Consider the following 14,369-nt stretch of genomic DNA (forward strand, 5'->3'; position numbering starts at 1 on the left):
CATGACCGAGGAGACGTTGAGCAACAAGGCGGCCAAGAAGCGTCGTCGTCGTGAGCCGCCGCCGGATCCTCAACCGCTGCCCGGGCTTGTCGACGCACACACTCACCTTGCGGCCTGTGGTGGCCGGGATGCGGAGACGGTCCACGCGATCCTCGACCACGCCGAAGCGGTCGGGGTGGGCCAGGTCGTGACGGTGGCCGACGACATGATCGACGCGCGCTGGGCGGTTGCGGCCGCCGAATGGGACGACCGCGCGTTCGCCGCCATCGCCCTGCACCCGATGCACGCGGGTGATCTGACCGACGAGGCCGCTGCGGAACTGGAAGAGATGGCGCGGCATCCGCGAGTGGTGGCGATCGGCGAGACCGGGCTCGACTACTACTGGCCGGCGCGATCGGAGGACTGTGCCGATCCGGCGATTCAGCACGAGGCGTTCCGATGGCACATCGACCTCGCCAAACGCGTCGGCAAACCCCTGATGATCCACAATCGGGAGGCCGATCGGGACCTGCTCGATGTCCTCGCGGACGTCGGCGCGCCGGAGACCGTGATCATGCACTGCTTCTCCGGTGACCGAAATGTTGCATCCGAATGCATAGATCGCGGGTACTTGCTGAGCTTTGCCGGAACTGTGAGCTTCGCCAATGCCGGAGAACTCCGAGCCGCGGCCGAGATCGTGCCCGACGATCAAGTACTGGTCGAGACCGACGCGCCCTTTCTGACCCCGGATCCCTATCGTGGCCAGCCCAATCAGTCCTATTGCCTGCCGTACACCGCCCGTGCGCTGGCGCAGGTCCGGGGCGTCGACGACGCCGAGATGGCGCGGGTCCTGGGCGACAACGCCAGAAGAATTTACCGACTGCCTTTGCAGTAATCAGGCCGGTTCGTTATCGTACTGTGATCCACCAGTGCTTCGAGGATCCCGCCAGGATTCCGAGGAGACATTCCGGCCACGAGGGGCTTACGGCCGTCGGGGATGTTTGTGTCTAGCGCGTTGGTGGACGCCCGTGTAGTCGATCAGGATGTTTCACCTTGTCTGTGCTCTCGAAGATCAACGAGTCCAAGTCCACCCGTGCGCGTGTGGCCGTCGGAGCTGTGCTCGCGACCGTCGCCGCCGGTGGTGTCATGGGCATCGCCATGCACAAGAACGTCACGATCGACGTCGACGGCTCCACTCAGAACGTGTCGACGATGGCGTTGTCGGTGGAATCGCTCCTCTCCTCACAGGGCATCGACCCGGTCGACGGCGACAAGGTGACCCCGGCGCTCGACTCCGGCTTCGACGACGGCCAGACGATCACCGTGCACCGGAAGAAGACCCTCACCCTCGACATCGACGGTCGTTCCGAGGTTGTTACCACCAACGCGGTCACCATCGACCAACTGTTGGCCGAGCGCGGACTCGCGCACGCCGCAGATCTCCCGAACTTCCAGCCGCACGCCGCGATGCCGGTCAAGGGCGGCGTCGTCGATCTCGCCATGCCCAAGAAGGTGCAGCTGACCGACGGCACCGCGGTCTCGCGACCGACCGTTGCCGCCCAGACCGTCGCCGATCTGCTCGCGACCCTGGGTAATCCGCTGGTCGCCACCGACAAGGTGGTGCCCCCGGCGAACACCCCGGTCAGCGCGAACATGAAGATCAACGTGACGCGCATCCGCACCGAGACGTCGACCGTCAACGAAGCTGTCGCACCGCCAGAGGTCAAGAAGAACGATCCGACCCTCATCAAGGACCGCAAGGTCGTGGTGAAGAAGGGTAAGCCAGGTCAGGCGCGCGTGACTTACAACATCACCACCGTCAACGGCAAGGTCGTCAAGCGCGAGCGCCTGCAGTCGGTCGTACTGGCTGCGCCGGTCGCCGCGACCGTCCGCGTGGGCACCAAGCCGGGTGCACCGTTCGTGCCGTACGGCGTCTGGGACGCCCTCGCGCAGTGTGAGGCCACCGGCAACTGGGCCATCAACACCGGCAACGGCTTCTACGGCGGCGTCCAGTTCGACCAGAACACCTGGGATCGCTGGGGTGGCCAGGAGTACGCGCCGCGCGCCGACCTGGCGACACGCGAGGAGCAGATCGCCATCGCCAAGAAGACTCAGGCCGCACAGGGCTGGGGCGCCTGGCCGTCCTGCTCGTCCCGACTGGGTCTGCGCTGAGCGACTCCGACGCACGCAGGGTCGGTCTCCTCGGTCCTGTAGAGATCCGTCGGCTCGCCGACGAGGTGGGGGTGCGCCCCACCAAGACACTGGGTCAGAACTTCGTTCATGACGCCAATACGGTGCGACGTATCGTCGCGGTCTCGGGTGTTGGCCCCGACGACACCGTCCTCGAGGTTGGTCCCGGCCTCGGATCACTGACCCTCGCGTTGCTCGAGGTCGTCGGTCGGGTGGTGGCGGTGGAGATCGATCCTGTTCTCGCCGAGCTACTTCCGAGGACTGTCGCAGACCGCGCGCCGTCGCGCGTGGATCACTTCGAGGTGATCACTGCGGACGCGCTGCGTGTGTCGAGAAGTGATCTGCCGGTGCTGCCGACCGCGTTGGTCGCGAATCTGCCGTACAACGTCGCCGTTCCGGTGTTATTGCATCTTCTGGCCGAATTCCCGGAGATCACAACCGCTTTGGTGATGGTGCAGGCGGAAGTGGCCGATCGGCTCGCCGCCGGACCGGGCAGCCGCACGTACGGGGTCCCCAGCGTGAAGGCGCGCTACCACGGCACGGTCAGTCGTGCCGGAGCGGTGGGCCGCAACGTCTTCTGGCCCGAGCCGAAGGTCGAATCGGGGCTGGTGCGCGTCGAACGGACGTCCACCTACCCGCAGGATGCCGAGTTGCGAGCGAATGTCTTCGCGGTCATCGACGCAGCATTTGCGCAGCGCCGCAAGACGATGCGCTCGGCACTCGCCGGCTGGGCCGGCTCACCCGCCGAGGCCGAACGCCGACTGCGCGCCGCCGACATCGATCCCGGAATCCGTGGTGAACGGCTGTCCGTCGACGATTTCGTGCGGCTCGCCCAAACGAACTAGGGCGTGTCTCCCAATCCCCTTTGCGGGTCTTGGCGGCTCGATTGCACCCTGGCTGCGTTGTCGTCGAATCACAATAGCGCCGCTATTGCTCTCTCCTCCGCCTTGCCAGAGCACAATCGACTCCACCAATCCCTCGCAGTGGGATTGGGAGGCACGCCCTAATTCGCTCGCTTTGTCCGGTTCCGGCTCGTAGCGTGTTGCAACACAAGCCGATACCGAAGGGAGAGCGCGATGACAGTAGACACGCACGTGAAGACCCTACGCACAGGACGACTCGTCATGCGCCTTCCCGAAGAGCGCGACATCGAGCCGATCTTTCAGGCGTGTCAGGACCCGCTCATCCAGCGATTCACGCTGGTGCCGGTTCCGTATCGACGCTCGGACGCCGAATGGTTCGTTCGGGTGAACGCGCCGAACCCCGCCTCGGTGACCTGGTCGATCGAGGCCGCCGACGGGCATCTCGCCGGGACGATCGGGGTGTCGTTGAAGGGCGACGGGTCGGGTTCGGTCGGGTACTGGTGCGCGCCCGCCGATCGAGGCAACGGCTATCTGGGTGAAGCGCTGCATGCCGTCGTAGAGCACGCGTTCGACGACGAGGACGGGCTCGGGCTGCGGCGGGTGACGTGGCGAGCTCTGTGCGACAATGTCGTGTCGGCCCGCATGGCTGCGGCGGCCGGGTTCCGCTACACAGGGGTACGCACCGACAACCTGCGTGATGGCGACGAACGGATGCACACCGCCGAGCTCTGGGCAGCCGATGATCGGTCGCCGCAGATCTGGCCGCACGAGGTGGTCGAGGTCTGACGCCGACGGCGGCTCGGTTCTCAGTTCGGCGCGGCCTCGCGGAGCTTGCGCAGCAATGGTTGGGCGGCCTCGCGTAGGAAGGCATCCTGTGCGTCGCCGCCGACCTGGACCAGCGCGATGTCGGTGAAACCTGCACACCAGTATGCGGCGACCGCGTCGACGATCTGGTCCAGGTCGGGTCCGCACGGTATCGCATTGGCGACGTCCTCGGCGCGCACGTACTGGGTGGCGGCCGCAAATCCCGCGGTGGTGCGGAGATCGGCGTTGACGTCCCAGCCGCCGGCGAACCACCGGAACTGCTCGTGCGCGCGGGCAATCGCGGTGTCGCGGTCGGGATCCCAGCAGATCGGAATCTGCCCGATTGCGCGGGTGGCGGGGCTATCGATTGTCGGGGTGCGGTCGTGCCGATTCCATGTCTCGACGAGTTCGGCGTCGGGCTCGACGGCGATGAGGTGGTCGGCGAGGGAGGCGAACCGGTCGACGCCCGTCGCGCCGGCCACTGCGACGCCGATCGGTACGGGTGTCTCGGGGAGATCCCAGATGCGTGCGGCGTCGACCTGGAAGTACTCACCGCGATGGTCGACGAGTTCGCCGTCGTGGAGCTTGCGGATGATCTCGATGGCCTCGGCAAGCATGTTCTGTCGGTCGGCGACCGCAGGCCACCGGGCGCCGACGACGTGCTCATTGAGGTTCTCGCCGGAGCCCAACCCCAGGATGAACCGGCCGTCGGCCAGGATCTGCAAGGTCGCCGCCTTCTGCGCAACGATCGCCGGGTGGTACCGGATCGTCGGGCAGGTCACATACGTCATGAGTTCGACGCGCTGGGTTGCGTGGGCGACGGCGCCGAGGACTGTCCACGCGTAGGGGGCGTGCCCCTGTGCGGAGAGCCACGGAAAGAAGTGATCGCTGGACACCTCGAAGTCGAAGCCCGCGGCTTCTGCGTCGACCGCGTAGCGGACCAGATCCTTTGGACCGGCTTGCTCGGTCATCAGCGTGTAACCGAATCGAACGGGCATGGAGTGCTCCTCTTCTCCGAGCCTGTTGTCGACCGTCGTCGACGTCGGCCCGGTGATGGGATGTGTGCAAGGCTGGGATGCGGGCACGATTCTCGACCCGGAGGGAGATTCGATGGCACCGGAGACCGGACCTGTCGACACTGTGCTCCTCGATGTCGACGGTACGCTGATCGACTCGACCTATCTGCACGCGTTGGCCTGGATGCGGGCGTTCGCCGCTCATGACCTCACCCCGAAGTGGTGGCACGTGCATCGTGCCATCGGCATGGGTGGTGACATGTTGGTCGGGGAGATATGCGGGCAATCGGTCGAGGACTCGATCGGGGATGAGCTGCGGGCCGCCTGGGAAGCACGCTATCGCGAACTGTTGCCTGAAGTGAATCCGATACCCGGTGCGGCGCAATTGATCTCGGAGCTCGGCGGGGCGGGCTTCAAAGTGGCGCTCGCCTCGTCGGGGAAATCGGAATTCACTGATGCGGCAATCGATTCGCTCGGCTTTCGCCTGGTGGACTTCGCGGCGGTCACGAGTTCCGACGACGCCGAGAAGTCCAAGCCCGAGCCGGACATCCTCGGTGTCGCACTCGAGGCGGCCGGGGGTACTCGATCGGTGGTGATCGGTGACACGGTGTGGGATGTGGCGTCGGCAAACCGGCTGCCGGCCGCGTGCGTCGCCGTGCGCAGTGGGGGTTTCGCGGAAGCCGAACTCGCCGACGCCGGGGCGGTGCTCGTGGTGGATGATGTGGGCGTGCTGGCCGAGCGGGGGTGGCTACCCGGGCGCACGTCACCCGGTGGCCCGCTACGCTGATTTCTTGTGCCTCGCTCGTCCCTGTCGGTGGTGTCCGACTCCGTCACGGCGCGGGCTCCGTCCAAGGTCAATCTGCACCTGGGTGTGGGTCCGCGCCGGGCAGACGGCTACCACGACCTCGTCACGGTCTTCCAGGCCCTGTCGCTGCACGACGACGTGCGGGTAGCGCCGGCCACCGGCCTGCAGGTGACGGTGCGCGGCGAGGGAGCGTCGTCGGTGCCCGCCGACGACTCCAACCTGGCCGCACGAGCAGTGATCGCGCTCGCGCAGTGGGCCGGACGCGAACCCCGCGTCGACATCGACATCGACAAATCGATCCCGGTGGCCGGCGGCATGGCCGGTGGCAGCGCCGACGCGGCGGCCGCCCTCGTGGCCGCGGCCACGATGTGGAAGCTCGACATCGACCGCGCAGAACTGGCCGAGATCGCGGCCACGCTGGGCAGCGACGTGCCCTTTGCTCTCCATGGCACCACCGCGCTGGGGACCGGCCGGGGTGAGCAACTCATGTCGGTGCTGTCGCGTGGTGAGTTCCACTGGGTGCTGGCGTTGGCCCGAGAAGGGTTGTCGACGCCGCAGGTGTACGGCGAACTGGATCGGTTGCGCGACAGCCGATCTGACGGTTCCGAAGACGATGAGGATTTGCTGCGTTCGCCCGACGAATTGATGGTGGCGTTGGCTGCCGGCGACCCGGAAGCCGTCGCCCCGCTACTGCACAACGATCTGCAGCCGGCGGCCCTGAGTTTGCAGCCCACGCTGCGTCGAACGCTGCGCGCCGGGGTGGACGCGGGTGCGCTGAATGGCATCGTGTCGGGCTCCGGACCGACCTGTGCGTTCCTGTGCGCGGACGAGGATGCCGCGGTCAACGTCGCGGCGGAACTCTCCGGGGCCGGGGTCGCGCGTTCGGTGCGCACCGCGTCGGGACCGGCGGTCGGTGCGCGGGTGGTCAGTCCGGGCGTGTGATTCCCTGCCTCTCCCTGAGGCGCCCCCTCCGCTCCCTGAGGTGCGAGCGAAGCGAGCCTCGAAGGGCCTGGTGAGACGACCAATGTCCTCTCGCCAGGGGGCTTCGAGGCTCGCAGGCTCGCACCTCAGCCATCGGTGGGGGCTGCTCGCACCTAGCTGGCGGGGGTGCGGTGACGCTCGGTGGATCAACTGCCGAAGACGTTGATGGCGTTTCCGTAGGCGCGCAGCGACGCGATCGAACCGTTGTAGCGGTTCAGATCGACGCGGGTGGGGACGCCGGGCAGGCGACCCGACGAGGTGTACTGCCAGAACCGCCAGGTGCGCCAGCCGCCGCGCGGCATCTGTGGGGCACTGCGGCCGTTGTACGACGCGATCCAGAGTGGGTGGTCGGCGAACTCGCGGGTCCCGCCCATCGCGGTGTTCCAGAAGTTCGGGTAGGTGTACAGGATCGTCTTGCGTCCGGTGAGCGGCTCGAGCGTCGCGAAGAACTCCCGCGCCCACGCGGCGAGAGCCCGCGGCCCGAGGCCGCCGCTGTGCTCGAAGTCGAGTACCGGCGGAAGGTCGAGAATGCCGTTCTGGCCGAGCACGATCGTCGCGTAGAAGATGGCTTGCGGCGCAGCGGGCCGACTGGGGTCGGCGTAGTGGTAGGTCCCGCGAATCAGTCCGGCGGCGCGCATGGCGAGACTGTCGGTGATGAAATACGGGTTCACATACCAGGTCGACTCGGTGGCCTTCACCATCGCGATCTGTTGCCCGGCCGCGCGAACCGCGAACCAGTTGATCGACGCACCGCCCGGATGCTGATGGCTCGACACGTCGGGACCGATGGTCTGCGGAGCCGCGTCCGCGCCCGGGACCTGCGACAACCCGCCCACGACGAGGGCAGCGGTGAGTGTGACGGCGACCACGATTCGTCGGACAACCACAGGTCAACGCTAGGTGATGCGGTGGACTATTACAGTTGTTTCGTGCGACCGACACTCATCCGGCCCGTGGTGGCAGCGATCGTGGTGCTGCTCGCCGCCGCCTGGGGGGTCGCCGTCGTGCCGCCGCAGGCGTCGGCCGCGGCACCCACCCCCGGCTTTGTCTTCTCGGCACGGCCCCTCGCTGCCGACCAGTTGCCCTCGGGTGCGGCGCAGGGCACCGACCTCGTCTACGCGACTCTCGATCAGAACGGCCGCCCTGCCATGGCGAGCGGGGTCTTCTGGACGCCGCGCGGCACCCCGCCTGCCGGTGGATGGCCGGTGGTGTCGTGGGCGCACGGAACCACCGGCATCGCCGATGACTGCGCACCGAGTCGAACTCGGCACGGCGACGGTCTCGAAGCTCCCGTCCGAAAGGCGCTCGACGCCGGATACGCCGTCACCGCCACCGACTACGCCGGGATGGGATCGGCGGGGGAGACCGAGTACCTCGGTGGCCGGGCGGCCGCGCACGCGATCGTCGACATCATCCATGCCGCACGGTCGATCGATTCCTCACTGTCGACGCGGTGGGTGTCGACCGGGCATTCGCAGGGTGGGCATGCCGCGCTGTTCGCGGCCCGGTTCGCCGGCGAGTACGCGCCGGATCTGTCGCTGCGCGCGGCCGTTGCCATCGCCCCGGTGTCGTCGATCGAGAACTACTTCGGCCTCTTTGGCCCGCGCACACCGGGATTGGGCCGATTCAACGGATTCAGCGGACTGTTCCTCTACATCTTGGCCGGCCTCGACCACGCCCGCCGCGACCTCGGCATCGCCGACCACCTCACCGACAACGGCCGCCGCTACCTCGACGCCGCCCGCGAACAGTGCTACGGCGACCTGAACGAGTCGCTGCGGTCGACGTCACCGGGATCGTTGGTGGCCAAGCCTTTTGACGACAGCGCGTTCCGCGACGCCCTGCGTGACTACGCGGCGGTACCGACCGGTGGCTACTCCGTGCCGGTGCGCATCGAACACGGCTTCCTCGACCCCGTTCTGCCGTACTTCCTGAGCCGCGATCTCCGCAAGGAAATGCGCGACGACGGCACCGACGTCACGCTGAAGACCTACCTGCGAGCCGACCACACGACCGTCGTCGACGAGTCACTCGACGACACGATGCGGGCCATCAAGGACGGGTTCGCGCGGGACTGATCAGCCGATCAGCCCCGTCAGCCGATCAGTTCCGACAACTCCAGCCAGCGTTCCTCGAGTTCGGCGGTCTCCACCTCGACCGCCCGCAACGAACCGGCGAGTTCGTGCAGACCGGTGTGATCGCTCTGATCGTGCTCGGCCATCCGCTGATGCAGACGCTCGACCTCGACGCCCAACTTGTCGAGCCGCCGCTCGATGGACGACGCCTCCTTTTCTGCCGCGCGACGATCGGCGCCCGACAACGCCGGTGCACCAGCCGTATCGGGTTTCGGTGAAGCCACAACCGATTCCGACGCCGAGGCCTCGGCCCGCCGCAGTCGCAGGAACTCGTCGACGCCGCCCGGCAGATGTCGGAGTCGTCGGTGGAGGATGCCGTACTGCTGATCGGTGACGCGTTCGAGGAAGTACCGGTCGTGGGAGACGACGATCAAGGTGCCGGGCCACGAATCGAGCAGGTCCTCGAGCGCGGCCAGCATGTCGGTGTCGAGGTCGTTGGTCGGCTCGTCGAGGATGAGGACGTTGGGTGCGTCGAGCAGGATGAGCAACAGTTGCAGCCGGCGCTTCTGCCCGCCGGACAGATCGCGGACCGGGGTGGACAGCTGTGCACCGTCGAAGCCGAGTCGTTCGAGGAGCTGCGACGGTGAGAGTTCCTGCGCCTTGGAGCCCGACCCGAAGGTGTAGGTGCTGCGCAGGTCGGCCAGCACCACCCGCACCGGGTCGTCGAGGAAGGGGTCGAGGTCGTCGAGACGCTGGGTGAGTGTCGCGACCTTGACGGTCTTGCCGCGCTTGACCCGTCCGCCCGTCGGTTCCACCGTGCCGGCGATCAGACCGAGCAGCGTCGACTTGCCCGCGCCGTTGGCCCCGAGGATGCCGGTGCGTTCACCGGGTGCCAGTCGCCACTCGACGTCGTGCAGCACCTCGCGACCGTCGTAGGACACCGAGGCGTCGAGAAGGTCGACGACGTCCTTGCCGAGGCGTGCGACCGCGAGCGACTGCAGAGCGACGTTGTCGCGGATCTGCGGGACGTCGGCGATGAGTGCGTTGGCGGCGTCGACGCGGAACTTGGGTTTCGAGGTCCGGGCCGGGGCCCCGCGTCGTAGCCAGGCGAGTTCCTTGCGGGCGAGGTTCTGCCGGCGCGCCTCGATGGCGGCGGCCTGCCGGTCTCGTTCCACCCGCTGCAGGATGTAGGCCGCGTAGCCACCCTCGAAGGGTTCGACGATGCGGTCGTGCACCTCCCAGGTGGTGGTGCACACCTCGTCGAGGAACCACCGGTCGTGGGTGACCACCAGCAGCCCACCGGCGTTCGGCGGCCAGCGTTTCTTGAGATGCTCCGCGAGCCAGGTGATGGCCTCGACGTCGAGGTGGTTGGTCGGCTCGTCGAGGGCGAGGATGTCGTGATCGCCGGCGAGCAGCCGGGCCAGCGAGACGCGTCGCCGTTGCCCGCCGGACAGCGATTCGACCGGGGCGTTCCAGTCGACGTCGCCGAGCAGACCGGCGATGACGTCGCGGATTCGCGGGTCCGACGCCCATTCGTGTTCGGGTCGGTCGCCGACCACCACGTCGCCGACCGTTTGATCGCCGTCGAACACATCGGCCTGATCCAGCACACCTACTCGGACCCCGCCGCGGACCGTCACGCGGCCCGAGTCGGGCTCGCGCCGCCCGGCCAGCATCGCCAGCAGGCTGGACTTGCCGTCACCGTTGCGTCCGACGATGCCGATCCGGTCGCCCTCGTTGACGCCGAGGGACACCGAGTCGAAGACCTTGGTCGTCGGATACTCCAGGCCGAGGGCTTCTGCCCCGAGAAGATGTGCCACCCGACAACGCTAACCGAGGTGCGATTACCGCCTGATGGCGCCGTTCACCATCATCGCGATGGCCAGTGCGCCGGCCTGGTTGAGGTGGAACGGATAGGCGATGGTGTTGGACAACGCGGATTCGTACCAGGGGTTGATGAGGTTGCACGGATCGTGCCCGGCAGAGAGGCGATTGGCGTCGACGAAGGTTCCGTTCACTTTCACCGTCGCCCGCCACAGTGCACCGTTCGCGCGGTTGAACACCCGGTTCATGTAGCGGGTGTCGGGGTCGCTGAGCGGCACCATCGGCCAGCAGCCGTGGTTGCCCATGAAGCCACCGATGCCGACGACGATGATCTGTGCGCGGGGCGCCTTGCGTCGGATCGCCTTGAGCGCAGGCGTGACCCGGTTCTCCATCTTAGCGATTCGCGCGCGGACCTCGTTCTCGACGCTACGGCTGTGCCGGCAGCGTCGATCCTGGAACGGCGCGGTGGTGCATCGGGCGTAGATCCGGCCCCAGGCCATGTCGTTGCCGCCGATGCTGACGGTGATCAGCTCGGCGTCGCGCGGGACCAGATACAGCTGCGGCACCTTGTATCCGGCGTTGGTGCGCTGCCCGTAGGCATAGAGGTTGGCCGACTTCGCGCCGGCGCAGGACGTGTCGACGTAGCGGCGGGGAAGCGTCATCGCGGCGACGTAGAGCGGGTAGTTCAGCAACGACCGTTTGCAGCCGAGGAAGTAGTCGGGCGTCATGGAAAAGAACGCGCCCGACGCGCGGGAATCGCCCATCGCGACATAGGGGCCGTGGTTGTAGCGGACGGGCTGGGCGACCGGTTCGGCGTTGGGTTCGGCTTGAGCCGGCGACCACGCGGCGGACACCAAGGAAAGGACGAAAGCGGTCACCAGGACCAACGTCACGCCGCGCCCGATCCCCCGATGTGTCCCTCCTCGACGTACCACCCGAACCACTCGTCCACTCACTTTCGCCAACCAACATCTGGCACCGGCCCCGGCGCTCAGCAGATTCTAAGGCACGACCCACTTTCTCGGGTCAACTATGGCGTACGCCACATTTGCTCACCTGTCGCGGTACTCCCGCAGCAGGCCGCGGCTGATGATCTGCTTCTGGATCTCGCTCGTGCCCTCGCCGATCAGCAGGAACGGCGCCTCACGCATGAGACGTTCGATCTCGTATTCCTTCGAGTAGCCGTAGCCGCCATGGATGCGGAAGCTGGCCTGGGTGACCTCGGCGCAGTATTCGCTGGTCAGGTACTTGGCCATGCCCGCGGCGACGTCGTTGCGTTCCCCGGAGTCCTTGAGGCGTGCCGCGTTGACCATCATCAGGTGTCCGGCCTCCACCTTGGTGGCCATCTCGGCGAGCGAGAACGCCACAGCCTGGTGTTCGGCGATGGGCTTGCCGAAGGTGCTGCGCTGCTGCGCGTAGCGGACGGCGAGTTCGAAGGCCCGCTGCGCCACCCCGCACGCCCGGGCAGACACGTTCACGCGGCCGACCTCGACACCGTCCATCATGTGGGCGAAGCCGCGGCCGCTGACCCCGCCCAGAATGTCGGTTCGCTCAGCCCGGTAGTCGTCGAAGATGAGCTCGGTGGTGTCGATGCCCTTGTAACCCATCTTCTCGATCTTCCCGGGGATGGTGAGGCCCGGTTTGATCTCGCCGAAGCCCGACGGTTTCTCGATCAGGAAGGTCGTCAGATTGTGGTGTGGTTTCTCGGCACCTTCGTCGGTGCGGACCAGGGCGGCGACCAGGGTGGACGATGCGCCGTTGGTCAGCCACATCTTCTGTCCGTTGATCCGGTAGCCGTCGCCGTCGGCCTTGGCGGTCGTCTTGATGGCCGCGACGTCGGAACCGAGGTCGGGTTCGCTCATCGAGAAGGCGCCGCGCACCTCGCCGGTGGCCATGCGCGGCAAGAAGTGCTGCTTCTGTTCGTCGGTGCCGTGCTGGCGGATCATGTAGGCCACGATGAAGTGCGTGTTGATCACCCCGGACACGCTCATCCAGCCGCGCGCCAGTTCTTCCACACACAGCGCGTAGGTGAGCAGCGACTCGCCGAGGCCCCCGTACTCCTCGGGAATCATCAGGCCGAACAGACCCATCTCGCGCATGTCGGCCACGATCTTCTCGGGGTAGGCGTCGGCATGCTCGAGTTCGTTTGCGGCCGGGATGATCTCGCGGTCGACGTAGGACCGGACGGTGGCGAGGATGTCGCGCTGGAACTCGGTGAGATCGAGGGTCTGGGCGATGCGGGCCATGTGGTCAGCTCCGTTGCTTCTCGGCAGTGATGGCGCCGTGTGAGTGTCACACATCGCGGGACCCGGGGGTGGCCCGGGATGTGTGACGTGTAGAACGATTCTCGTTGCCACAACTTGCCCGAGAGGACCCACCCCATGCGTGAGATCGTCATCTGCGAACCGCTCCGCACACCGATCGGCCGGTATGGCGGGATGTTCGCGTCACTCACGGCCGTCGACCTGGGTGTCGCCGTGCTGACCGGCCTGCTGGAGCGGACGGGCCTGCTCGCCGATGCCGTCGACGACGTGATCCTCGGGCAGTGCAATCCCAACAGTGAGGCTCCGGCCATCGGACGTGTGGTGGCGCTCGACGCCGGGCTCGGGGTGAGCGTGCCCGGTATGCACGTCGATCGTCGGTGCGGTTCCGGCTTGCAGGCGGTGATCCAGGCCGGTCTGCAGGTCGCCGCCGGCGCCGACGACGTGGTGATCGCCGGTGGGACCGAGTCGATGAGCAACGCGTCGTTCTACTCGCTGGACATGCGGTGGGGCGGCGCGCGGTCGGGTGTCGAGGTGCACGACAGCCTCGCGCGCGCTCGCACGACGTCCGGTGGACGGAATCACCCGGTCGCGGGCGGGATGATCGAGACCGCGGAGAACCTGCGCCGGGAGTACGGCATCGAGCGCGTCGAGCAGGACGAGTTGTCGCTGGCATCGCACGAGCGCGCGGTCCGCGCCCAGCGCGACGGCATCTTCGCCGAGGAGATCATCCCGGTGCGGGTGGCCGGGCGTAAGGGCGAGACGATCATCGACACCGACGAGCACCCGCGCCCCGACATCTCGATGGACGCGCTGGCCAAGCTGAAACCGATTCTGGCGTCCTCGGATTCGGAGGCGACGGTCACCGCGGGCAATGCCAGCGGCCAGAACGACGCGGCGTCGATGTGCGTGGTGACGACACCCGACGTCGCACACCGTCACGGCCTGGTGCCGATGGTGCGCCTGGTGTCGTGGGCGACGGCGGGAGTACCGCCGGAGACGATGGGCATCGGTCCGGTGCCGGCGACCGCCAAGGCTCTGGGACTCGCCGGTCTCTCGCTCGACGACGTCGGCCTCATCGAGCTCAACGAGGCGTTCGCCGCGCAGGCGCTCGCGGTGACCCGTGAGTGGGGGTTCGGGACATTCGGTGCCGGAACGGGTTTCGACCGGACCAACGTCAACGGCTCCGGAATCTCGCTGGGCCACCCGGTCGGCGCCACCGGTGGGCGCATGCTGGCGACGCTAGCCCGCGAAATGCGTCGTCACTCAGTGCGTTACGGACTCGAGACGATGTGTATCGGTGGTGGCCAGGGACTTGCCGCGGTGTTCGAACTGGTGGATTGAGCCGCCGCAGCGTGGGCCCGCATTTCCGCTCCCTGAGCTGAGCGGGAGTAGCGCTTGCCGCCACCGCTCCCTGATCCGAAGAGTTCGGTGACCGACGCTCTGACCTGGGCAAATACGCTTGCATCGTGCCGAAAAATCTAGGGGAAGAACTTCCTCCCCTAAGTTCCAAGTCGTCCCCGCGAAAATTTGTGGGGAGGACTCCAAGGGTCGGGGAAGAAGTTTCTTCC

The 14,369-nt window shown here is 67.1% G+C and carries 13 protein-coding genes; 8 read left to right on the forward strand and 5 right to left on the reverse strand.

Annotated features, from left to right (window positions below; genetic code table 11):
• Position 1 precedes the first annotated feature (1 nt).
• From ACWDTF_RS10735 to ACWDTF_RS10750, 4 genes are all read left to right on the forward strand, one after another.
• On the forward strand, positions 2 to 874 hold the full coding sequence (locus ACWDTF_RS10735; RefSeq protein WP_449754357.1) for a TatD family hydrolase: 873 nt from the start codon (positions 2 to 4) through the stop codon (positions 872 to 874).
• A 158-nt stretch (positions 875 to 1,032) separates the two neighbouring features.
• Positions 1,033 to 2,151, forward strand: a complete 1,119-nt coding sequence (locus tag ACWDTF_RS10740) for a transglycosylase family protein (RefSeq protein WP_449754358.1) — start codon at positions 1,033 to 1,035, stop codon at positions 2,149 to 2,151.
• Entirely contained in the window at positions 2,115 to 3,014 is a 900-nt protein-coding gene (rsmA, locus tag ACWDTF_RS10745; protein WP_449754369.1) for a 16S rRNA (adenine(1518)-N(6)/adenine(1519)-N(6))-dimethyltransferase RsmA, read from the forward strand. Before ACWDTF_RS10740 ends, rsmA begins: the two co-directional genes overlap by 37 nt.
• 231 nt (positions 3,015 to 3,245) lie before the next feature.
• On the forward strand, positions 3,246 to 3,818 hold the full coding sequence (locus tag ACWDTF_RS10750) for a GNAT family N-acetyltransferase (protein WP_449754359.1): 573 nt from the start codon (positions 3,246 to 3,248) through the stop codon (positions 3,816 to 3,818).
• Positions 3,819 to 3,838: 20 nt separating this feature from the next.
• Here the strand turns inward: ACWDTF_RS10750 and ACWDTF_RS10755 are convergent, their stop codons facing one another.
• Positions 3,839 to 4,834 carry a TIGR03557 family F420-dependent LLM class oxidoreductase gene (locus tag ACWDTF_RS10755; protein ID WP_449754360.1) on the reverse strand — a complete coding sequence of 332 codons (996 nt, stop codon included), beginning with the start codon at positions 4,832 to 4,834 and terminating at the stop codon, positions 3,839 to 3,841.
• Positions 4,835 to 4,946: 112 nt separating this feature from the next.
• Here ACWDTF_RS10755 and ACWDTF_RS10760 point away from each other — a divergent pair, with 112 nt between their 5' ends.
• Together ACWDTF_RS10760 and ACWDTF_RS10765 are read left to right on the forward strand one after the other, a co-directional pair.
• The gene (locus ACWDTF_RS10760) at positions 4,947 to 5,639 is read left to right on the forward strand and encodes an HAD family hydrolase (RefSeq protein WP_449754370.1); all 693 of its coding nucleotides are present in this window, start codon (positions 4,947 to 4,949) and stop codon (positions 5,637 to 5,639) included.
• A gap of 6 nt (positions 5,640 to 5,645) precedes the next feature.
• Positions 5,646 to 6,599, forward strand: a complete 954-nt coding sequence (locus ACWDTF_RS10765; RefSeq protein ID WP_449754361.1) for a 4-(cytidine 5'-diphospho)-2-C-methyl-D-erythritol kinase — start codon at positions 5,646 to 5,648, stop codon at positions 6,597 to 6,599.
• A 185-nt stretch (positions 6,600 to 6,784) separates the two neighbouring features.
• Here ACWDTF_RS10765 and ACWDTF_RS10770 read toward each other — a convergent pair whose 3' ends face one another.
• Complete coding sequence (locus ACWDTF_RS10770) at positions 6,785 to 7,525, reverse strand: glycoside hydrolase family 25 protein (RefSeq protein ID WP_240856472.1); 741 nt, start codon at positions 7,523 to 7,525, stop codon at positions 6,785 to 6,787.
• Positions 7,526 to 7,567: 42 nt separating this feature from the next.
• Between ACWDTF_RS10770 and ACWDTF_RS10775 the strand changes: the two genes are divergently transcribed.
• Positions 7,568 to 8,716 (forward strand): lipase family protein, encoded by a 1,149-nt coding sequence (locus ACWDTF_RS10775; protein ID WP_449754362.1) that lies wholly within the window; start codon positions 7,568 to 7,570, stop codon positions 8,714 to 8,716.
• Between the two features lie 17 nt (positions 8,717 to 8,733).
• On the opposite strand, the gene ACWDTF_RS10780 is transcribed toward ACWDTF_RS10775, so the two are convergent.
• The 3 genes from ACWDTF_RS10780 to ACWDTF_RS10790 all read right to left on the reverse strand — a co-directional run bounded on the left by ACWDTF_RS10780 (position 8,734) and on the right by ACWDTF_RS10790 (position 12,783).
• On the reverse strand, positions 8,734 to 10,533 hold the full coding sequence (locus tag ACWDTF_RS10780; RefSeq protein ID WP_355276311.1) for an ABC-F family ATP-binding cassette domain-containing protein: 1,800 nt from the start codon (positions 10,531 to 10,533) through the stop codon (positions 8,734 to 8,736).
• Between the two features lie 24 nt (positions 10,534 to 10,557).
• Positions 10,558 to 11,430, reverse strand: a complete 873-nt coding sequence (locus tag ACWDTF_RS10785; RefSeq protein WP_433258527.1) for a GDSL-type esterase/lipase family protein — start codon at positions 11,428 to 11,430, stop codon at positions 10,558 to 10,560.
• Between the two features lie 159 nt (positions 11,431 to 11,589).
• Positions 11,590 to 12,783, reverse strand: a complete 1,194-nt coding sequence (locus ACWDTF_RS10790; RefSeq protein ID WP_355276309.1) for an acyl-CoA dehydrogenase family protein — start codon at positions 12,781 to 12,783, stop codon at positions 11,590 to 11,592.
• Positions 12,784 to 12,918: 135 nt separating this feature from the next.
• Between ACWDTF_RS10790 and ACWDTF_RS10795 the strand changes: the two genes are divergently transcribed.
• Positions 12,919 to 14,142 (forward strand): acetyl-CoA C-acetyltransferase, encoded by a 1,224-nt coding sequence (locus tag ACWDTF_RS10795; protein ID WP_449754363.1) that lies wholly within the window; start codon positions 12,919 to 12,921, stop codon positions 14,140 to 14,142.
• Positions 14,143 to 14,369 lie beyond the last annotated feature (227 nt).

The sequence above is a fragment of the Gordonia sp. NPDC003422 genome (genome assembly GCF_053588675.1).

Coding starts and splice junctions, on each gene's coding strand:
- ACWDTF_RS10735 (WP_449754357.1), top strand. CDS start 2: ATGACCGAGGAGACGTTGAGCAACAAGGCGGCCAAGAAGCGTCGTCGT.
- ACWDTF_RS10750 (WP_449754359.1), top strand. CDS start 3,246: ATGACAGTAGACACGCACGTGAAGACCCTACGCACAGGACGACTCGTC.
- ACWDTF_RS10755 (WP_449754360.1), bottom strand. CDS start 4,834: ATGCCCGTTCGATTCGGTTACACGCTGATGACCGAGCAAGCCGGTCCA.
- ACWDTF_RS10760 (WP_449754370.1), top strand. CDS start 4,947: ATGGCACCGGAGACCGGACCTGTCGACACTGTGCTCCTCGATGTCGAC.
- ACWDTF_RS10790 (WP_355276309.1), bottom strand. CDS start 12,783: ATGGCCCGCATCGCCCAGACCCTCGATCTCACCGAGTTCCAGCGCGAC.
- ACWDTF_RS10795 (WP_449754363.1), top strand. CDS start 12,919: ATGCGTGAGATCGTCATCTGCGAACCGCTCCGCACACCGATCGGCCGG.